Source organism: Tenacibaculum sp., from assembly GCF_050290165.1.
Taxonomy (GTDB): domain Bacteria; phylum Bacteroidota; class Bacteroidia; order Flavobacteriales; family Flavobacteriaceae; genus Polaribacter.
Map to the genome: position 1 here is coordinate 93224 of NZ_JBNKHD010000003.1, position 22468 is coordinate 115691.

Here is a 22468-nt window from a genome sequence, read left to right on the forward strand (position 1 = left end):
GTACAAAAGTCAGAAGTATTCAGGAGATTAAATATGACTTTTATCAGGTTACAAAATATTTTTACTTCATAAACAAAATGTATATTTGTAAGTTCAAACAAACAAGAACGAACCTATGAGAGATTCTAGAAAGAGGCATGAAGCTCTACTTTATCATGCTAAACCGAAGCCAGGAAAAATAGCAGTAGTACCTACTAAAAAATATGCGACACAACACGATTTGTCGTTGGCATATTCACCAGGAGTAGCAGAGCCTTGTTTAGAAATAGCAAAAGACAAAAACAACGTTTATAAGTATACTTCAAAAGGTAATTTAGTAGCAGTTATATCTAATGGAACCGCGGTTTTAGGACTTGGGGATATTGGTCCAGAAGCATCTAAACCTGTAATGGAAGGAAAAGGATTACTGTTTAAAATTTTTGCTGATATTGATGTTTTTGACATTGAAGTCGATACGACTGATGTAGATAAATTTGTTGAAACAGTAAAAGCTATTGCTCCTACTTTTGGAGGAATCAATTTAGAAGATATCAAAGCTCCAGAAGCTTTTGAAATAGAAAGAAGATTAAAAGAGGAATTAGATATTCCTGTAATGCACGATGATCAACATGGTACAGCTATTATTTCTGCTGCAGCTTTAAAAAATGCATTGGAAATTAATGAGAAAAACATTGAAGATGTTAAAATAGTTGTAAACGGAGCAGGAGCTGCGGCTATTTCATGTACACGTTTGTATTTAGCTCTTGGAGCTAAACGTGAAAATGTAGTAATGTGCGATAGTAAAGGAGTTATTAGAAAAGATAATGAGAATTTAACTTCTCAAAAAGCAGAGTTTGCTACTAGCCAAGATGTACATACCTTAGAAGAGGCGATGTTAAATGCAGATGTGTTTATTGGACTGTCAAAAGGGAATGTTGTGACTCCTGAAATGCTCTTATCGATGGCGAAAAATCCTATCGTTTTTGCTATGGCTAACCCAGAACCAGAAATTGATTACGATTTAGCAATTGCTACAAGAGATGATATTATTATGGCTACAGGAAGATCAGATCATCCTAACCAAGTAAATAATGTATTAGGTTTTCCATTCATTTTCCGTGGAGCATTAGATGTTCGAGCAAAGAAAATCAATGAAGAAATGAAAATGGCAGCGGTACATGCTTTAGCAGATTTAGCTAAGCAATCAGTACCTGAGCAAGTAAATATAGTATACGACGAAGTAAGTCTTTCTTTTGGAAAAGAGTATATTATTCCTAAACCATTTGACCCAAGATTGATTTATGAAATTCCACCAGCGATTGCAAAAGCAGCAATGGATTCTGGTGTAGCTCAAGAACCTATTGATGACTGGGACAAATACCGTGAAGAATTAATGGATCGTTCAGGTACAGGAACTAAAGAAGTACGATTGTTACATAACCGAGCTAAAAAAGATCCAAAACGTTTGGTGTTTGCAGAAGCAGATCATTTAGATGTATTAAAAGCGGCGCAAAGAGTTTATGAAGAAAAAATAGGGAAACCGATTTTATTAGGAAGAAGAGAAATCATTTTAGAGCTAAAAGCAGAGTTAGGTTTTGATGCAGATGTGCCAATTATCGATCCTAAAACAGATGAAGAAGAAGCAAGAAGAAATCGTTATGCGGAGGCTTTTTGGAAAACAAGACAACGTAAAGGGGTGACGTTCTTAGAAGCGCAGAAATGGATGCGTGAGCGTAACTATTTTGCTGCAATGATGGTGAATTCTGGTGAAGCAGACGCTTTAATTACAGGGTATTCAAGACCTTATCCGTCAGTAGTAAAACCAATGTTAGAGTTGATTGAAAAAGATCAAGGAGTAACGAGGGTGGCGGCTACGAATATGATGTTAACAAAACAAGGACCATTGTTCTTAGCAGATACAACCATCAATATAAACCCAACTGCAAAAGATTTAGCTAAAATTACGCAGTTAACCTCAGTATTAGTAAAAATGTTTGGAATGAAACCAAATGTAGCAATGCTAGGTTTTTCAAACTTTGGTTCTTCAAAATCTGAAAGCTCAACCAAAATAAGAGAAGCAGTTTCATACATTCATCGTCATTATCCTAATGTGGTAGTTGATGGTGAGTTACAAGCAGATTTTGCTCTAAATCCTGAATTGTTGGCGAAAGAATTTCCTTTTTCTAAGCTTAATGGAAAAAGAGCGAATGTGTTGATATTTCCTAATTTAGAATCGGCAAATATTACTTATAAGTTAATGAAAGAAGTTGATGAAGTAGAAACTATTGGGCCAATTTTATTAGGAATGAGTAAGCCTGTGCACATTTTACAATTAGGGGCTAGTGTGGATGAAATGGTAAATATGGCGGCAGTAGCTGTTATTGATGCTCAAAATAAAGAAAAGCAAGCAAAAAATAGTACAAAGGCTATAAATGCATAAGGCTTTTTTTTAAAAAATAATTTTGCCTATTTTAGGCAAATAGAAAAAATAGCTGGATGATTACACAAATTAAGGGGAAGCTTGTGGAAAAAAATCCTACATATGCCGTGGTAGATTGCAACGGAGTAGGATACTTAATGAATATTTCTTTAAACACATTTTCATCACTACCTAGTGATGAAAATGTGTTGTTATATACACACTTATCTATAAGAGAAGACGCTCATACGCTATATGGTTTTTCAACAAAAATGGAACGAGAGGTCTTTTTATTATTAACTTCAGTTTCTGGAGTAGGCCCCAGTACAGCAAGAACCATGTTATCTTCTATGACTTCAGAAGAAGTTCAACAAGCCATCGCTTCTGAGGATGTGAAGCTGATACAATCGGTGAAAGGCATTGGAGCAAAAACAGCACAGAGAGTAATTGTTGATTTAAAAGATAAGGTTTTAAAGACTTTTGGATTGGACGAAGTTTCTGTGGTACAGAACAATACAAATAAAGAAGAAGCGTTATCTGCTTTAGAGGTTCTAGGCTTCGTTCGGAAGCAAGCCGATAAAGTAATAGGGGGAATATTAAAAGAAACACCTGATGCAAGTGTTGAAATACTTATAAAACAGGCGTTGAAAAAATTATAAAAAAGATTGGAAAAAGCAGTTATGAATAGATTACTTACAGCACTTACTTTTTTAGTGAGTGTTGTTTCGTTTTCACAAAATACACAAGTCAATAGTACAAAAGCTATTAAAAAAGATACTGTCGTTCCTCTCAAATATAATTTTAAATACAACCAAAACGGAACTCTCTATTTAAATAACCCTACTCAAAAAATTGTTACTTACGATAAAGCGTTAAACAAATTTATGGTGGTGGAAAAAATTGGAGACTACTATGTAGGAACTCCTATTTTTATGACCCCTAGAGAGTATGATGAGTATCGCTTAAAAAATGACTTAAAAGACTATTTCAAAGAAAAGGTAGATGCAACGAATCCAAAGAAAAAAGGAAATGATGCAGCTCGTAAAAATTTACTTCCAAAATATTATGTAAACTCTAAATTTTTTGAATCTGTTTTTGGAGGAAATACAGTTGAAGTAAATCCAACAGGACAGATAAATATAAAGTTAGGAGGGGTATATCAAAACAACGAAAATCCTCAAATATCTGTTGAGAACCAAAGCAGTTTCACATTTGATTTTGATCAACAAATTAGTGCAAGTTTACAAGCAAAGGTAGGTAAACGATTGAAAGTGACAGCTAATTATGATACCCAATCGACTTTCGATTTTCAAAACGTTATTAAGTTAGAGTACACTCCTACCGAAGATGATATCATTAGAAATATTGAGGCAGGTAATATTAGTATGCCAATTAAGAATTCATTAATCAATGGAGCACAATCATTGTTTGGGGTGAAAACTGAATTACAGTTTGGTAAAACATACATAACTGCTGCATTTTCACAACAGAACTCACAATCTAAAACTGTGGTAGCTCAAGGAGGTGCTACCATAGAACCGTTTGAGTTAAGAGCTTCGGATTATGATAACGACCGACACTTTTTCTTATCTCAATATTTTAGAGAAAATTATTCAAACGCGTTAAAAAACTATCCATTAATCAATAGCCCTATTAATATTACAAGAGTTGAAGTTTGGGTAACTAATAGAAATCAAAATGTAAGTGATTATCGTAGTATTGTAGCATTAGCCGATTTAGGGGAGTCATATGATGCAAATGAGGTAAACCCAACAGAAATAACAACAACCCCAGGAGCAATATCAGTAAACTCTCAATTTATACCGTATAATGGAGTGAACAATTTAAGCTCGTTATTAACTGCTACCACAGATGGAATTAGAGATGTGGCAACAATTGATGATGCTATTAATGGGATTGGAGTACCTGCAAAACAAGGATTCAATTATACATATTTACAAAATGCACGTAAGTTACAACCAAATGAATTTAGGCTACATCCTCAGTTAGGGTTTATATCTTTAAATAGAAGATTAAATGATGGAGAAGTATTAGCTGTAGCGTATGAATATACGGTGGTTGGAGCTTCAAATGGAGAAACTGTTTTTAAAGTTGGAGAGTTCTCAAACGATGGGATTGTTGCCCCTGCTAATATTGCAGTTAAATTACTTCGTAGTGAAATTTTAAACACAATACGTTTAGATGATACAGGTACGCCAATAGTTCCAGCTGAAGCATTCCCAACTTGGCGTTTAATGATGAAAAACGTGTATGCTTTAGGAGCATTTCCTTTACAACGTGATGGTTTCCGTTTTGAATTATTGTATCGAGATGATGAAACAGGGACTTTACAAAATACCCTGCAAAATGCGCTAACTCCAGGAATAACAGATAAACCATTATTACGTATTTTAAATTTAGATAAATTAGATCAAAGTGAATATGCGGTTCCTAATGGAGATGGTTTTTTTGATTATGTAGAAGGTATTACGGTAAATTCAGAGAGAGGGTATGTGTTGTTTCCAGAACCAGAACCTTTTGGAGATGATTTAAAAGATGAATTAACCAATGCTACAGATCAAGACAAATATGTCTTTGAGGAATTATACTTGACTACTAAGATTCAGGCAAAAAATGAATATCAGAATAAAGACAAATTCTTTTTAAAAGGATATTTTAAGTCAGAAACAAGTAGAGGAATTTCTTTGGGGGCTTTTAATGTCCCAAGAGGTTCTGTAAGAGTTACTGCTGGAGGTAGACAATTGGTTGAAGGGATTGATTATGTGGTCGATTATCAATTAGGACGTGTACAAATTTTAGATCCAGGTTTAGAAGCCTCGGGGATTCCAATTAATGCTTCTGTAGAAAACAATACTTTTTTTAATCAACAGCGAAAAACATTTATAGGAATAGATGTTGAACATCGTTTCTCAGACCAATTCATATTAGGTGGAACATTTTTAAATGTAAGCGAAAAACCTATTACTCCTAAGGTAAATTTAGGTGGAGAACCAATTGACAATATAATGTTTGGTTTGAATTTAGATTATTCTTCTGAAGTACCTTATTTAACAAAATTGGCTAATAAACTACCGTTTGTTGAAACTGAGGCTCCGTCAAATGTTTCGGTACGAGCTGATATGGCGTATTTATTACCAGGATCTCCAAGTGGAATTAATGTAGATGGTACCGCTACTTCATATTTAGATGATTTTGAAGCATCTCAAATACCAATTAACTTGAACTCACCACAACAGTGGTTTTTAGCAAGTACACCAGAATCACAGGGATATGATGGAGGGTCTTTTGGATTAGAATATAACTATAAAAGAGGGAAATTAGCATGGTATAATATCGATCAGTTATTTTATGGTAGTGGGAATAGACCAAGCAATATTGATGAAAATGAGTTGTCAAGAGACGAGGTTCGTCAAATTCGTTACAATGAATTATTTCCCAATACAGATTTAGATATTACCCAACAAAATTTGGTACGTACGCTAGATTTGGCATATTATCCAGCAGAAAGAGGGCCTTATAACTATAATGAGAATGCAAATACGGTAACTCCAGAAGAACGCTGGGGAGGAATTATGCGATCGCTAACTACCAATAATTTTGAACAAGCGAACGTAGAATACATTCAGTTTTGGTTAATGGATCCTTATGAGAATTATTCGATTACAACTGAAGAAGGATTGCAAGCAGGAATCAACCCACAAGATCCATCTAATCAAGTAGGGAAATTATTTATCAACTTAGGAAATGTTTCAGAGGATATTTTGAAAGATGGTAGAAAACAATATGAAAATGGGTTGCCTGCAGATGGAGTAAAAGTAGATGGAGGTAATGTACGTTCATCATTTTGGGGTAATACACCTATAAATCCTTCAATTTTATATGCTTTTGATTCTAGCAATGATGCCAGAACCAATCAAGATATTGGTTTAGATGGGTTAAATGATGAGGAAGAAAGAGCAAAATACCCTGCTTTTGCTGGGTTGGATGATCCTGCAGGAGATAACTTCCAGTTTTTTAGAGGAGGTGCTATTGAAAATACCGATCCTTCGGTATTATCTCGATATAAAAATTACAATGGTACGGAAGGAAACTCGCCAACAGCAAGTCAATCAGGAGAATCATATCCAACATCATCAACCACCTATCCAGATACAGAAGATATCAACAAAGATCAAACAATGAACCCTGTAAACAGCTACTTTGAATATGAGGTTTCATTAAACAAAACAGATTTAGTATTGGGTCAAAATCATATTATTGATGTAAAAACACAAGAAGTTACGCTGTTAAATGGAGCAACAAGAAACTCTACTTGGTATCAATTTAGAATTCCAGTCAGAAATTCTGATGCTCAAAAAATTAACAATATTACCGACTTTAATAGTATTCGTTTTATACGTATGTTCTTGTCGCAGTTTAAAATGCCAGTGGTATTGCGTTTTGGTGAGCTAGAGTTGGTAAGAGGAGATTGGAGAAGATATACAAAAAATGTTCCTGATGATGAGCTTAATAATTTTGAAGTAGGGGTAGTAAGTATTGAACAAAATCCTAATCGTTATCAATTACCCCCAGGAATTCAAAGAGAACGTTTACAAGGAACCAATAGAGTTCAACGTCAAAATGAACAATCGGTTACCTTAAAAGTTACAGATTTAGAAGCAGATTCCTTAAGAACAATCTATAAGAATATTAGTATTGATATGCGCAGGTATAAAAAGCTACGTATGTTTTTACATGCTGAAAAGATAAGTAGCGCAAACGATGCTGGCAATGATGATATGGTAGCGATAATACGTTTAGGTACCGATTTAAACGATAACTATTACGAAATAGAAAAACCGTTAAAAATATCTACTTCGTATGCATCACCTACAGATGTTTGGCCAACGGATAATGATTTAGATATTCCATTGAAAGAATTAGCCAATCTTAAAATTAATAGACCTGCAGGAGATCCTATTTCTAATGTTTTTTCTGGGGTAACTTCTAATGGGTTGAATATATCTGTTAAAGGTAATCCAACTCTGGCACAAGTAAGAACGGTAATGTTAGGGGTTAAAAATGATACTAGTTCTCCAAAATCGGTAGAAGTATGGTTTAATGAACTGCGTGCCGTTGGTTTTGATAATAAAGGTGGTTGGGCAGCAGTTGTAAATGCTGATGCGAATATGGCCGATGTATTAGATGTATCCTTAGCTGGACGAATGTCAACTGTTGGTTTTGGTAATGTAGAAGATCGTGTACAGCAACGAAGCATAGAAGAGGTAAAACAATATAGTGTAGCTACGAATATACAGCTAGGTAAAATGATGCCTAAAAAATGGAACATGCAAGTACCTATGAGTTATAGTTATGGTGAAGAGTTTAGAGATCCAAAGTACGATCCGCAGTTTCAGGATGTTGAATTAAAAGACGCTATTGATAAAAACCCAAATAGTAAGAATGCACAAGATTATACAAGAAGAAAGAGCATTAGTTTTATCAATGTAAAAAAGAACAGAAACCCAGAAAGTAAGAAAAAACCTAAGTTTTACGATGTAGAGAATTTTTCTGCTTCATATGCGCATAGCGAAGAGTTCCATAAAGATTATAATATTGAAAAATATGAAAATAAAAATGTAATGGCAGGAGCTAGTTATAATTTTAATTTTGTTCCTTTCGTTATAGAGCCATTTAAAAAGTCAAAAGGATTTAAGAGTCGATATTTAAAGTTTATTAAAGATTTAAATTTTAATCCGGTACCTAAAACCTTAGCTGTTAATTCTAGGATTAATAGAAATTACAATAGTCAGCAGTCAAGAAACCTAATTGATTTACCAGTAGCACAGCCAGAATTAATTCAGCGAAGATTTTTATTTAATTGGGATTACACAATTGGTTTTGACATTACTAAATCGTTACAGTTAAATTTTAACGCCGCTAATAATTACATATATGATAGTTTTGGCGAAGAAGAAAACTTAGAGGTATACGACCAATTTTTTAATGTAGGAAGACCAGATAATTATCATCAAAAATTAAATGCTACCTATAAATTACCACTAGATAAATTCCCGTTTTTAAACTTCATCAGTTCTGATTATGGTTATACGGCAGATTTTGATTGGAAAGCAGGATCGCAAAGTAACTTAGTATTACCAAGTGGAGATAATATTAGTTATTTAGATGTTGTGGGTAATATGATTCAAAATGCAAATACTCATAACTTAAATACCAATATAGATTTTGGACGTTTTTATAAAATTATTGGAGTAGATAAATTGTTGTTAAAAGGAGCTAAAAACCAACCAACACAAAAAGGAACAACCGCTCTTGGAGGCAAAGAAGTAGTTCAAAAAACAAAACTTAAAAAGAGTGCTTCTTTTGGTCAAAAGTTAGGAAAAGGAGTGTACGATGTATTAACATCAGTAAAAAGAGCAAAAATTAGTTACTCACAAAATAATGGAACCTTATTACAAGGGTATAAGCCTTCGATAGGGTTCTTAGGAAGAAATAATTTTGACGGAGGAATGGCTCCAACGCTTGGTTTTGTCTTTGGTAGTCAAACAGACATCTTAAATAAGGCTATTGAAAATGGATGGCTAGTAACCAGAACAAGTCAAGATGATCCTAACCAACCTTATTATAGTAAGACCTATGGAAAAACAAGGTATAAAAAGTTAGATTATAATGTGTCTGTTAAACCACATAAAGATTTAACTATTGATTTACGTGGAAATAGAATTCAAACAAGCAATTTATCACAACAACTCGATGTTATTTCTGATGGTAGTGGAGGATTTCAACAAGACCCTAACATCAAGCCTTTTGAAACAGGAAACTATAGTATAAGCCATGTAATGATAGGTACAGTTTTTACTGATAATGAAGAGTTGTATCAAAAGTTCTTGGATTATAGACAAACGATTTCAGGAAGAATAGCGAACGAACAAGGAGTAGCTGCTAATGATTCTGATCCGAGTAATAATAACCCAGGATTTAAAACAAATGGGCAACAAGCCATGTTACCAGCTTTCATTGCTGCATATTCAGGAAGTAGTCCTAATTCTATAAGTACTGGGGTGTTTAGAAATATCCCTATTCCGAACTGGACATTGAACTATAACGGGTTTATGAAATTTAAATGGTTTAAGAAAAACTTTAGTTCATTTACATTGTCTCATGGGTATAAATCATCTTATACTATAGGAAATTACACCAATAATTTACAGTACGATACTACTAGTTCAACAAATACAAATACTTCTGGTAATTATCAACCAGAACTCTTAATTTCGTCCGCAACTTTGATAGATGAGTTTTCTCCATTAGTAAAAGTAGATTTTAGAATGAAAAATTCTGTTTCTTTTAAAGGTGAAATTCGAAAAGATAGAAGTTTAACGCTAAATTTTAATAACAATACTTTGACAGATGTTAAAGGAACAGAATATGTTTTAGGATTTGGATATAAGATCAGAGATGTTAAATTTGTGACCAGATTTACAGGAAAGAAAGAAACCTTAAAAGGAGATATAAATTTAAGAGCTGATATTTCGTTAAGAGATAATTTGACGTTGATAAGAAGTGTTGATGAAGAGAATAGTCAAATTACAGGAGGGGAAAAATTATTTGGTTTGAAATTTATTGCCGATTATAATTTAAGCAGCAACCTAACAGCCTCTTTTTATTATAATCATCAAACATTTGAGTATGCGGTTTCTACTACTTTTCCAAGACAATCTATTAACGCAGGAATTAATTTAGTATACAACTTAGGAAATTAAAAACAAACACAATAAAAAATAATTACAATGAACATTCCATCAGAATTAAAATACACTAAAGACCACGAATGGGTTAAGGTAGAAGGTGATGTAGCAACTATTGGTATTACCGATTTTGCACAAGGTGAGTTAGGAGATATCGTATATGTAGATGTGGATACTTTAGATGATACTTTAGATGCAGAAGAAGTATTCGGTTCTGTAGAAGCAGTAAAAACTGTTTCAGATCTTTTTATGCCAGTATCAGGTGAAGTAGTAGAATTTAACGATGCTTTAGAGGACGAACCAGAATTGGTAAACTCTGATCCTTATGGAGAAGGATGGATGATAAAAGTAAAATTATCAGACGATTCACAAGTAGCGGATTTATTAAGTGCTGAAGAATATCAAGAACTTATTAAAGGATAAATTAATAATACTAGCAATACTTATCTCGATAAGTATTGCTATTGTTAGTTTAATAAAGCTAGGTAAAGCCCCTGTAAAAATTAATCATATAGATAAATTAGAACATGCTTTTGCTTATTTTGTATTAACCATCATATGGTTAAGAGCTTTGATAACAACAAAAATTAATAAATACTTTATAGTTTTTTGTTGTTTTTTTTACGGCATAATTATTGAGGTTTTACAAGTAACTATAACAACGTATCGATCAGGAGAGCTTTTAGATGCTGTTGCAAATTCGATGGGTATTTTGGTGGCTTTAATTACTTACAATTCATTTTTTAAGAAAAATAAAGCTATTTAAAGATTAAGCTTGTAAAAGTTGAAATAAATTAATTAAATTAGCGAACTATTAAAAACATTTAGGATGGAAATTAAGAAAAATCCAAAATCAAACTTAGAAAACTATAGTAAACTGTTTATGCAGATAGGTTTGGTTTTAGCTTTATTTGTAACGTATGTTGCTATTGAGAGTAAAACATATGATAAAGAGTATGGAGATTTAGGAGTGGCTAATATGGCTTCAGAAATTGAAGAAGAAACTATTGAGCTTCAAGTTGAGCCACCAAAGCCAAAACCAAATACCCCTCCACCACCAGCTCCTGAAAAAATTGAAGTAGTAGAAGACGAGAAAGAAGTAGAAGAGACAGTTATTGAGTCTACTGAAACAGACGAATCTGAAGCTGTAGAAGTAGAAGATATTCAAGAAGTAGAAGAAGTAGAAGAAGTAGTAGAAGATGTACCTTTCGCTATCATTGAAGAGGTTCCTGTATTTCCTGGATGTACAGGTACTAAAGCTCAAAAGAAAGCTTGTTTAAATGAAAAATTACAAAAACACGTTCAACGTAATTTTAACGCTGAATTAGCTAACGAACTTGGATTATCACCAGGTAAAAAGAGAATTTACGTTCAATTTAAAATTGACAAAGATGGTTCTATTACTAATGTAGTGGCGAGAGCTCCGCATCCAAGGTTAAAACAAGAAGCAGAAAGAGTAGCAAAAAAGATACCAAAAATGGAACCAGGTAGACAAAGAGGTAGACCTGTAAGAGTAGGTTATACATTACCAATTACATTCAACGTTGAATAGTTACTACTTATTTAAAAATAAAAAAAGCAACCCATTTTGGGTTGCTTTTTTTATTGGCATGTTTCTTGTTTTCAATAAAAACAATAATTATAAATACAATTACTATGAAAACAACAAAAAAACATGCACGAAAGCAATTAGAGAGTTTCTCAACTATTTTTATGCAACTGGGTTTGGTGCTTGCCCTGTTTGTAGTTTTTCTTGTTTTAGAACACAAAACAGTTAAAGAAACAGCAATAGTACAACCGTCAACAGACAGAGTTTATGAACCTATACCTACATTTCAAAAGCCAATTATTGTTAAAAAACTAGAACAGACAAAAGAAGTAATAAAAAAGAATGCTGTGCCTAAAGAACTTTTAAACCCTAAAGTTGTAGATAATAAAACAGATAACACAACTGTTGTAGATACTCCAAAGAATGATATTCCTTTGATTAATTTGTCGAATTTGCCACAAGCGAAAGAAGAAGAGATTATAGAAACGAGTGATGATCCAGTTTCAATTAACAATGTACAGAAATCACCTGTTTTTAAAGGATGTGAAGGTTTATCAGAGTTAGAGAATAGGAAATGCTTTGAAAGAAAAATACAGCAGCATATACAACGTAATTTTAATGCAGATTTAGCTCAAGATGTAGGGTTGAGTTCAGGGAAATACAGAATTTCAACTCAGTTCGTTATTGACAAAACAGGAAAAATTACAGATATACAAATTAGAGCACCACATTACAAGTTAGAGAAGGAGGCTAATAGAGTAGTTCACAAAATTCCACAATTTCAACCAGGGAAACAGAATAATAAAGAGGTAAAAGTAAAGTATACGTTGCCAATTACTTTTAAAGTTGAATAGAAAACAAAAGCTCAATCAAAATGATTGAGCTTTTATATGTAAAATATAAATAAACAAATAGTTTTAATAAATGAATATGGGTACTGCTAGAATCTTAATAATAATGGCTTTACTATTTGTGTTGAAAGTGGGGACAAATATCAGCTGAAGAAGAATAAAATAATTAAAGTTTAATTTAATATTTATATAGGGTTAAAAAAACATTAAAATTTTTTAAAAAGTATTTTGTAAAAATAAAATCTTGTCTTATATTTGAATCGTGGTTGAAAAACCACTTTCTTTTTCTTTTTCATAGCAATTTTTCCCACTCAATTTTGAGTGGGTTTTTTTATGGGGTATTTTTAAAGTTAGATTTATTACAACAGGATTTTACCCTCTAAAAGAAGAGAGTTTTCTACTAAGATAATCTAATACTTGGTTGTAGTTTTTAATTCTTAAAAAAGGCTTATGCTTTTGAGAATAGTGATTTGTAAAACACATATCCAAAACCAACAAAAAGCATTAAATGAAAAGGAAATAATCCGAAGTCTCCTCCTTGGTCACCTACTATAAAAGCACTGTACATACCAAAAGCAAAATAAACAGCTAACAAGCCTTCGATAATTACATGTAATGATGGTTTTTTACGAATATATTTATTGGTTTTCCAACTATCTTTTAGTGATTTAATATTGAATTTTGGTGTTCTAACAAATTCACTTTTTTTACCTATATGTCCTTCTAATACAGCAATCGTATTATGTAGTGAGAAGCCCATCGCGATAGAAAAGAAAGCAAAAAAAGCTCCTATATATTTTATAAAGTTTATGAACCCTCCTCCGTAGGTTTTTTTGTACATAAACCAATAACAAATAAAGAAAATTATCGTGCTAACAATAAAAAAGCTCATCACTAAAAAGTAAATTCTTAAATGTGCATATTCATTTTTGATATACAACATAGGAATGCTTAATATAGCGACTAAAAAAATACAGGTAAACATAGAACTGTTTAACAAATGTAAAGTTCCATGAATTTTTGTTTTAAGCGAAATAGTATTGCTAGTAATAATTCTTTTTAGCATTTTTTGAAAGTTCTCAGCCCCTCCTTTGTTCCATCTAAATTGTTGAGAACGTGCAGCACTAATCACAACAGGTAATTCGGCAGGTGTAACTACATTTTCTAAATATTTGAACTTCCATTTTTTTAATTGTGCTCGGTAGCTCAAGTCTAAATCTTCCGTTAAGGTGTCTCCTTCCCAGTTTCCTGCATCATAAATACATTCTTTACGCCATATACCAGCGGTACCATTAAAATTGATAAAATGACCTTGGCTATTACGTCCTACTTGCTCTAGTGTAAAATGAGCATCTAAGGCAAAAGCTTGAATTTTAGTTAAGGTTGAATAATTTCTGTTAATATGTCCCCATCTAGTTTGAACTACTCCAATTTCTGGATTTTTAAAATAAGGAACAGTCTCTAAAAGCCAGTTTGTTTCAGGTAAAAAATCGGCATCAAAAATAGCTATAAACTCGCCTTTAGCAGTTTTAAGTCCTTCTTTTAAAGCTCCGGCTTTAAAACCTTGACGATTTTCGCGTCGAATATGTTGAATGTCTAAACCTGTTTTTTGAAGTTCTTCTATTTGTTTTGCAGTACTTTCAACCGATTCATCTGTAGAATCATCTAATACTTGAATTTCTAATTTTTCGCGAGGATATTCTAGTTTAGCAATATTGTTTAGCAAACGTTCCATTACATACAATTCGTTAAAAACGGGTAATTGAATAGTTACAAATGGAATTTCATCTGGGTTTGTAAAATCAAATTTAGGTGAGTTGTCATTTTTCTTTCTTGCTCTTAAATAATTAAGAAGTAAGTTTAATTGCGCTAAAGCGTATAATAAAATAAGAACTAATGATATAGTGTATAGCGTAATTATTGTGTATTCTAAAACCATTATTTAAAGTGATATTAAAAAAAATCTGACTTGTTTTTTTGACGCCGCTAAGATACTATCTTTTATGGTTTTTGAAACTTTTGATATGTTTTAAATGAAAAAATCCGACAAATAGGTTTATTTATCGGATTTTATGTTGGTTTTTTGAAAAAATCACTTCTTTTTAGGGTGTACTAATTTCATTTCTTCAATTAAATGTTTTGCTCCAGCATATTTATCAATAATAAATAATACGTAGCGAGCATCCACCATAATATTTCTACAAATTTCAGGGTCGTAATTCATATCACTCATGGTTCCTTCCCACACACGATCAAAGTTTAATCCAATTAAATTCCCATGCGCATCAATAGCAGGACTACCTGAGTTACCTCCTGTTGTATGATTAGTTCCTAAGAAACATACAGGAACTTTTCCGTTTTTATCTGCATACTGACCAAAATCTTTAGCGTCGTATAAATCACGTAATTTCTGCGGAACATCAAACTCGTAATCACCAGGTACATATTTTTCAATCACACCATCTAAGTAACTCACAGGATTGTAATATACTGCGTCTCTTGGAGAGTATCCGTGAACTTGTCCGTAGGTAACACGTAATGTACTGTTAGCATCTGGAAAATAGCGAGCATTTGGCAAGGCTTCCATCAAAGCCTTCATGTAGGTTTTTTGTAAAGCAGTAATCGGTTGGTTTTTTTGCTGAAACTCAGGATTGATTTTTTTGTAAAATTCTTCAATCATAGGTTTTGCATATAGGTAGGCAGCATCTTTGCTTAAATTTTTAACTACTTTTTTAGCATCTCCTTCCAATAATTTTAAAGCTTTATCTAAATTGGTAAAACTCGTTTTGTTGTAGATAGAAGTATTTACATTGTTAGGGTTGTATAAAGGCATTACATTGTTAAATACACCTTTGTCTACATTTACATCAAAGTTTTTGTGAATTCCTTTGATCTGATTAATTAAAGCGGTTCTTGCTTCTTCAAACTTTTCTGGCTTATTTAAAGCAACTTGCTCTAATTGATAAGCTCTAAAAGTCATTTGCATCAACTCGTTAGTTACTAAAAAAACTTCAATAAAGTTTCTTCTTTTAATATTGATTTTAGCAAAATCAGCGTATAATTTATCAAACTCTGGAAGAATATTTCCGTAACTAGCTTCTAACCCTTTTTCTTTTAACGCTTTTTTAAAAGTAGCTTCAAAAGCTAAACGTTCTGCAATAGCGTTACTCTTTTTGATTCCTAAGTTTTCTCCAATCCACTTTTTCCAAGCATTGGCAATGCGTGCTTGTTTTGATGCATATTTGATACGAACAGCATCGCTCGCTTTCATTTGTGCATCAATTTCTTTTAACGCAGCTTCTCTTATAGCAATGTTACTTGGGTTAAACTCTTGTGTAATGTGTTTGATAGCAGCAGCTGGTAAATACTCATTGGTACGACCTGGGAACCCAAAAACCATCGTAAAATCACCTTCTTCAATTCCGTCTAAAGAAACTGGTAAAAAGTGTTTTGGTTTATAAGGAACGTTGTCTTTGCTGTATTTAGCAGGACGGTTGTTTTTATCAGCGTAAATTCTAAACAACGAAAAATCCCCTGTATGACGAGGAAAAACCCAGTTATCTGTATCGCTACCAAATTTTCCGATACTACTAGGAGGAGCACCAACCAAACGAACATCTTCAAATTTCTCAGTAACAAATAAAAAATACTGATTTCCTTGGAAAAAGGGTTTTACCTTAACATCTTGCCATGTTTCTTTTTGTGTTGTTTTTCTAATTTCATTGATGTTTTTATCAATAGCTGATTGCTTTTCACGCTCTGTCATTGTATTAGTAACCCCGTTTAAAGTTTGAGAAGTTACATCATCAATACGTACAATAAACTCAACATATAAATTGTCGTTTGGCAATTCTTCATTTTTGTTCATTGCCCAAAATCCATCTTTTAAATAATCATTTTCTAAAGAAGAATGTGATTGAATTTGTCCAAAGCCACAGTGGTGATTAGTTAATATTAATCCTTCAGGAGAAATTACTTCACTCGTACACCCTCCATTAAAATGCCCAATAGCATCTTTTAAACTTGAGTTGTTAACGTCGTAAATATCTTTTGCGGTTAATTTGCTTCCTAAAGAAGTCATTTCTTGTTCGTTCATTCCTTGTAAAAGAGAAGGAATCCACATGCCACCTTGTTGTGCAGTAACTTGAACGGCAATAAATAAGAATAGAATTTTTATGTACTTCATCTGTTAATTTTTAAAACGCTAAAGATACAAATTGACCGTTAACTACTTTGGTTAAACGAAGAAGTATTAAAGTTAAAAAGAGTTAAAAATGAAAAAACCGCTAAGGTTGTCTTAGCGGTTTTTATTTTATTGGTGAAGAATTATTTCTTACCGTTTACTTCTTTAATATACTTTTCTAAAGCCATAGTCATTGATGGAGTTTCTGGTGTTGGTGCAGCAATATCTACACGCAACCCTCTATCTTCAACAGCTTGGATAGTTGTATTACCAAATACAGCTATTCTGGTATTGTTTTGTTTAAAATCAGGGAAGTTTTCAAATAAACTATCAATTCCTGAAGGGCTAAAGAATACTAAAATGTCATAAAAAACATTTTCTAAATCTGATAAATCGCTTACTACAGTTCGATATAAATCGGCACGTTTCCAGTCAACTCCTAATTGATTTAATTCTTCGGGGATTGACGGTTTTAACTTGTCTGATGATGGTAGCAAGAATTTTTCGTCTTTATGTTTTTTGATTAACTTAGTTAATTCAGGAAATGTTCTGTTTCCAACATAAATTTTACGTTTACGGTAAACCACATACTTTTGCAAGTAGTAAGCTACTGCTTCTGATTGACAAAAATATTTCATGTCGTCAGGTACAGTAAAACGCATTTCTTCTGCAATTCTGAAGAAATGATCAACAGCATTTCTACTAGTTAAAATAATTGCAGTGTAATTTTTTAAATCCACTTTTTGAGCTCTAACTTCCTTTACAGGGATTCCTTCAACATGGATGAATGAGCGAAAATCAACCTTCACTTTTTGCTTTTCAGCTAAATCAAAATAAGGTGAAGTTTCTGTCTTTGGTTCAGGTTGAGAGACTAAAATAGTTTTCACTTTCATAAACTTTCTCTATTACGTAGTTGTTGTTTTATAAAGAATTAATAGCGGTGCTATTTCAAGTGTGCAAAAGTACAAAATAAAATAAAACATTTTACCAATAACAATTCTTTTATTATTGTTTAAAATTAAAAAGGCTCTGAAAACAAATAAGATACTAAAAGAGCTTATTAAAAAAATCGGACTTTTAAAAGTGAATTGATATAAGACAACAAAAGGGAGTAGCCATAAACATGATACATATAAATACCCAAGTTTTGTGAGCAAAAAGTATTTGAGAATTTGAGTAAGTCCTAAAACATTAACTAAGAAATAATCTAATGCTTTTCTAAAAAGGATATAACACAAAAGGCATAAGAATAAAATTGAAAAAGTGTAAAAGTCATGTTTAAATGATTTCGGTAACAAAACTAAAAACGCAAATAGCGATATAACTATGGCAGTATATGTAAACAAAATCAAATTAAAAGGACTTGTAAAAGAAGGATTATCTTCCACACGTTTCTGAAAAAAACCTGGCGTATAAAAAGCGGTAGCATAGCCCAATAATTTGTCTGAGTTTAGTAATTTCATTAATGACAGCAATATGATAGCTATTAAAATAACTATAGTAATCCAACTTTCATTATTAATAATCCGTTCTACTGCTTGCAATTGTTTTTTATGCTTTTTATTAACACAAAATTAGTAATAAATTAGTGTATCTTTGCCCTAATTCATACGAAAATTACATGAAGTCAGACGCTTTAGTTATAATCCCTACATATAACGAAAAAGAAAACATCGAAGCTATTGTTCGAGCAACGTTTGATCAAGAAAAGGTGTTTCATGTATTGGTGGTAGACGATAATTCACCTGATGGAACTGCTGAAATTGTAGAAAACTTACAAAACGAATTCCCTGAACGTTTGTTTATTGAAAAGCGAAAAGGAAAAAACGGATTAGGTACGGCCTATATTCATGGATTCAAATGGGCTATAGCAAAAAAATACGATTATATTATTGAAATGGATGCAGATTTTTCGCATAATCCTAACGACTTAATTCGATTGTATAATGAGTGTGAGAAAGAAGGAGCAGATGTAGCAATAGGTTCAAGATATTCGGTAGGTGTAAATGTAGTAAACTGGCCAATGAGTAGAGTGTTGTTGTCATATTTTGCTTCAAAATATGTGAGATTAATAACACGAATGCCAATTCATGATACGACAGCAGGTTTTGTGTGTTATAAAAGAAAAGTATTAGAAACAATCAAACTTGACAAAGTTAAATTTGTAGGATATGCATTTCAGATTGAGATGAAATATAAAGCATGGAAACACAAATTTAACATCAAAGAAGTTTCGGTAATTTTTACTGATCGAGTTTTAGGAAAATCGAAGCTTAGTAAAGGAATTATTAAAGAAGCAATCTTTGGTGTAATAAAAATGAGAATTAACGGATTACCAAAATAAGACAATGTTCCAAATAACCACTAGAATAGCAAAGAAAGAAGATTTAGAAACCTTGTTAGAGTTTGAACAAGGTATTATTGAAGCTGAAAGACCTTTTGATCCATTGTTGAGAGAAGGAAAAATTAGCTACTACAATTTAGAGGAGATGATTTTTGCTGAACATGTACATTTAATTGTAGCTGTTGCGGAAGATGAAATTGTGGGGTCAGGTTATCTTAGAATAGAAAAATCGGGTAGTTATCATAAAAATGAGTTAAACGGTTATATTGGGTTCATGTATGTAAAGCCAAATTTTAGAAGGAAAAGAATAAGTTCTGTAATTTTGGAGTCTTTAAAAGAATGGGCCAAGAAACAAGGATTGAAAGAACTAAGGTTAGATGTTTATAATGAGAATTTAGGAGCAATTAAGTCTTATGAACGTTTTGGTTTTAACAAGAGTTTGATTAACATGAAAATGGAAATTTAGCAGACAATGAAACAATCAATTTTAATTAAGAATGCACAAATCGTTAATGAAAACAAGGTTTTTAAAGGCGATGTTTTATTAGAAGGAGAATTCATTAAGGAGATAGGAGAAAGCATCACTTCTACAGATGATATGCAGGTAATAGATGCTACAGGAAAATACCTAATTCCTGGTATGATTGATGACCAGGTGCATTTTCGTGAGCCTGGATTAACACATAAAGCTAACATTGCTACAGAAAGTAGGGCGGCTATTGCAGGAGGAATTACGTCATTCATTGAAATGCCAAATACAGTTCCACAAGCAACGACTCAAGAATTATTAGAAGACAAGTTTGATATTGCAAGCAAAACATCGTACGCTAACTACTCGTTCATGTTTGGTGGTACTAATGATAATTTAGAGGAGTTGTTAAAGACAAATCCTAAAGATGTTGCAGGAATCAAGTTGTTTTTAGGATCTTCAACAGGAAATATGTTGGTAGATAATGAAGAAGTACTGGAAAAAATATTCTCATCAACTAAGATGCTAATCTCAGTACATTGTGAAGATGAGGCAACTATTAGAAAAAATACGGAGGAATACAAAGCGAAATATGGTGATGATATTCCTATGAAGTATCACCCATTAATCCGTAGTGAAGAAGCATGCTATTTATCGTCGTCAAAGGCAATTGAATTAGCAAAGAAAACAGGAGCGCGTTTACATATTTTCCATTTGTCTACAGAAAAGGAAACGCATTTATTCAGAAACGATATTCCACTAGAAGAAAAACAAATCACAGCAGAGGTTTGTGTACATCACTTGTGGTTTACCGATGCTGATTATGATACAAAAGGAACACATATAAAATGGAATCCTGCGGTAAAAACACAAAAAGATAAAGACGGTTTATGGAAGGCTTTATTAGATGATAGAATTGATATCATTGCAACCGACCATGCACCTCATACTTTAGAAGAAAAAGATAACGTATATACCAAAGCGCCTAGTGGAGGACCCTTAGTACAACATGCGGTTATAGCTGTTTTAGAAAAGGTAAAGGAAGGAGTATTATCAATTGAAAAAGCGGTGGAAAAAATGAGTCATAACCCTGCTAAAATCTTCAAAATTGAAAAAAGAGGTTTTATCAAAGAAGGGTTTTATGCAGATGTTGTTTTAGTTGATGCCGATAAGAAATGGACAGTTACCAAAGACAATGTTTTGTATAAGTGTGGATGGTCTCCGTTTGAAGGGGTTGAGTTTTCAAATCAAATAACACATACTTTCGTTAATGGAAACCTAATGTATAACCAAGGGGAGTTTAACGAAGAAATTAAAGGAAAACGACTATTATTTAATAGATAATGAGAACAGTTTTATATATACTTATCGGTTTAGTTTTGGTTTCGTGTACCAGTAACACGATTTATAAAAAACCTAAAAACTTGATTCCAAAAGATTCGATGGTGGCTTTGCTAACCGATATGTATATTGCTTCTTCAGCCAAGAACCAAAAGAATAAATTCTTAAAAAGAGAGAACAATTATGTTGTGTTGGTCTACGAAAAATATAAAATAGATAGCACTCGTTTTGACATAAGCAATACGTATTATACTTCAAAAATTGATGAGTATACAGAGATGCTAAAAAAGGTTAAATCAAACATTGATTCTTTAGAAGTAATGTATAGAGAAGAACAATTGGTTCAAGATTCTTTAAAAGGATTAACAGGAAAAGACAAGGTTAAAAAAGATACGTTGTTAAAAAGAAGAATGGAGTTAACAGATCTCCCTGAGGAATTGGTTCAAAAGAAAGAAAAAGCGCTTAACAAAAAAGAATTAGAAATAGAGAAGGAAAGGTAGTTTATGGTTGGAAATCACTGCAAACTTTAGAAATAACTTTATCAATGGGTTCAAATTCAAAGTGGACTTGTTTTTTAATTTTTTCTGAAGAATAATAAGATGTATTATGTGACGATTTTGCGGAACTTTTCATTAATAAAGGCTCTTTACCAGTTAGTTTTGTAAGTAACCAATCTATTCTCCAAAAAACACCAGTGATTAACCTCCCTGTTTTAATTGAAGGTCTTTTTTTATGCAAACCATCGGCAATAGAAAATAAAACATCTTTATACGATTTGTTTTCTGATACCAGGATAAAACGCTCGTTTTTCACAGTTGATTCAGTGAGTTGTATCATAACTTTTGCTACATCTGTTACTCCAACAAAGCCTGTTATTCCTTCAGTGTAAAAGGAAAAACCAGTATTGATTTTTGAGAATAATTTTCCAGAACCTTCATTCCAAAATCCACTACCTAAAATAACACCAGGGTTTACAATTACTACATTAAGCCCTTCTTGACTACCTCTCCAAACTTCCATTTCAGCCCCATATTTGGTTATAGAGTACTCATGATTGTCGGTTGAGTCTGTCCATTCGTTTTCTTCATTAATGGTTTTTCCGTTTATGGAATCACCAACGGCAGCAATAGAGCTTACAAAGCAAAGTTTTTTTACCCCTTGATCAATAGAAAAGTTTACAATATTGGCTGTTCCTTCAATATTCACCCTACGCATTCTTCTATAATCTCTTGGATTAAAAGAAACTAAGGCGGCACAATGATATACTTTAGTTACATTATCAAATACGGGCTCTAAAGATGGTACATCGGTAATATCTGCTTGTATCCATTCGATTTTAGAAAAGTACTGTTGAACATCATCTGTGTAAAAAGAAAAGATATTTTTTACATGTTCACGTTTTTTATTTGTTCTAAAAATAGCTCTAACGGTATCATACTTTTGTGTAAGATGATACAGTAAATGTGAGCCTACTAAACCAGTTCCGCCAGTAACTAAAATCATACAGCGAATTTAGTTTTTTTTAGTTGATAAAGTTATCTTTGTGCCTTTAAAATAGAATATA

General features: G+C 32.5%; 16 protein-coding genes. 11 read left to right on the plus strand and 5 right to left on the minus strand.

Annotated elements, in window-relative coordinates:
- Positions 1 to 115: 115 nt before the first annotated feature.
- The 7 genes from ACQY6M_RS04935 (at position 116) to ACQY6M_RS04965 (ending at position 12570) form a co-directional block, all read left to right on the plus strand.
- The gene (locus tag ACQY6M_RS04935) at positions 116 to 2419 is read left to right on the plus strand and encodes an NADP-dependent malic enzyme (protein WP_428743641.1); all 2304 of its coding nucleotides are present in this window, start codon (positions 116 to 118) and stop codon (positions 2417 to 2419) included.
- 56 nt (positions 2420 to 2475) lie between these two features.
- Positions 2476 to 3057 (plus strand): Holliday junction branch migration protein RuvA, encoded by a 582-nt coding sequence (ruvA, locus tag ACQY6M_RS04940; RefSeq protein ID WP_428743642.1) that lies wholly within the window; start codon positions 2476 to 2478, stop codon positions 3055 to 3057.
- 21 nt (positions 3058 to 3078) lie between these two features.
- A complete protein-coding gene (sprA, locus tag ACQY6M_RS04945) occupies positions 3079 to 10182 on the plus strand; it encodes a cell surface protein SprA (protein WP_428743643.1) in 7104 nt (2367 codons plus the stop codon).
- 27 nt (positions 10183 to 10209) lie between these two features.
- The gene (gcvH, locus tag ACQY6M_RS04950) at positions 10210 to 10590 is read left to right on the plus strand and encodes a glycine cleavage system protein GcvH (RefSeq protein ID WP_428743644.1); all 381 of its coding nucleotides are present in this window, start codon (positions 10210 to 10212) and stop codon (positions 10588 to 10590) included.
- Positions 10556 to 10933 (plus strand): VanZ family protein, encoded by a 378-nt coding sequence (locus ACQY6M_RS04955; RefSeq protein WP_428743645.1) that lies wholly within the window; start codon positions 10556 to 10558, stop codon positions 10931 to 10933. Before gcvH ends, ACQY6M_RS04955 begins: the two co-directional genes overlap by 35 nt.
- Positions 10934 to 10996: 63 nt before the next feature.
- On the plus strand, positions 10997 to 11719 hold the full coding sequence (locus tag ACQY6M_RS04960) for an energy transducer TonB (RefSeq protein WP_428743646.1): 723 nt from the start codon (positions 10997 to 10999) through the stop codon (positions 11717 to 11719).
- Between the two features lie 104 nt (positions 11720 to 11823).
- Positions 11824 to 12570 (plus strand): energy transducer TonB, encoded by a 747-nt coding sequence (locus tag ACQY6M_RS04965; RefSeq protein WP_428743647.1) that lies wholly within the window; start codon positions 11824 to 11826, stop codon positions 12568 to 12570.
- Between the two features lie 445 nt (positions 12571 to 13015).
- On the opposite strand, the gene ACQY6M_RS04970 is transcribed toward ACQY6M_RS04965, so the two are convergent.
- The 4 genes from ACQY6M_RS04970 to ACQY6M_RS04985 all read right to left on the minus strand — a co-directional run bounded on the left by ACQY6M_RS04970 (position 13016) and on the right by ACQY6M_RS04985 (position 18294).
- On the minus strand, positions 13016 to 14506 hold the full coding sequence (locus tag ACQY6M_RS04970; protein ID WP_428743648.1) for a cellulose synthase family protein: 1491 nt from the start codon (positions 14504 to 14506) through the stop codon (positions 13016 to 13018).
- 153 nt (positions 14507 to 14659) lie between these two features.
- Complete coding sequence (locus ACQY6M_RS04975) at positions 14660 to 16753, minus strand: S46 family peptidase (protein ID WP_428743649.1); 2094 nt, start codon at positions 16751 to 16753, stop codon at positions 14660 to 14662.
- A gap of 140 nt (positions 16754 to 16893) precedes the next feature.
- Complete coding sequence (locus ACQY6M_RS04980) at positions 16894 to 17643, minus strand: uroporphyrinogen-III synthase (RefSeq protein ID WP_428743650.1); 750 nt, start codon at positions 17641 to 17643, stop codon at positions 16894 to 16896.
- A 12-nt stretch (positions 17644 to 17655) separates the two neighbouring features.
- Complete coding sequence (locus tag ACQY6M_RS04985) at positions 17656 to 18294, minus strand: DUF4271 domain-containing protein (RefSeq protein ID WP_428743651.1); 639 nt, start codon at positions 18292 to 18294, stop codon at positions 17656 to 17658.
- Positions 18295 to 18371: 77 nt separating this feature from the next.
- Between ACQY6M_RS04985 and ACQY6M_RS04990 the strand changes: the two genes are divergently transcribed.
- Genes ACQY6M_RS04990 through ACQY6M_RS05005 form a run of 4 tightly spaced genes read left to right on the plus strand, consistent with a single transcriptional unit; the run spans position 18372 to position 21404 of the window.
- Positions 18372 to 19094, plus strand: coding sequence for a polyprenol monophosphomannose synthase (locus tag ACQY6M_RS04990; RefSeq protein WP_428743652.1), 723 nt, complete (start codon positions 18372 to 18374; stop codon positions 19092 to 19094).
- A 4-nt stretch (positions 19095 to 19098) separates the two neighbouring features.
- A complete protein-coding gene (locus tag ACQY6M_RS04995) occupies positions 19099 to 19560 on the plus strand; it encodes a GNAT family N-acetyltransferase (RefSeq protein ID WP_428743653.1) in 462 nt (153 codons plus the stop codon).
- Between the two features lie 6 nt (positions 19561 to 19566).
- Complete coding sequence (locus ACQY6M_RS05000) at positions 19567 to 20907, plus strand: dihydroorotase (protein WP_428743654.1); 1341 nt, start codon at positions 19567 to 19569, stop codon at positions 20905 to 20907.
- Positions 20907 to 21404 (plus strand): DUF4296 domain-containing protein, encoded by a 498-nt coding sequence (locus ACQY6M_RS05005; RefSeq protein WP_428743655.1) that lies wholly within the window; start codon positions 20907 to 20909, stop codon positions 21402 to 21404. The genes ACQY6M_RS05000 and ACQY6M_RS05005 overlap by 1 nt, the downstream gene beginning before the upstream one ends.
- Before the next feature lies 1 nt (position 21405).
- On the opposite strand, the gene ACQY6M_RS05010 is transcribed toward ACQY6M_RS05005, so the two are convergent.
- Complete coding sequence (locus tag ACQY6M_RS05010; protein WP_428743656.1) at positions 21406 to 22407, minus strand: SDR family oxidoreductase; 1002 nt, start codon at positions 22405 to 22407, stop codon at positions 21406 to 21408.
- Positions 22408 to 22468 lie beyond the last annotated feature (61 nt).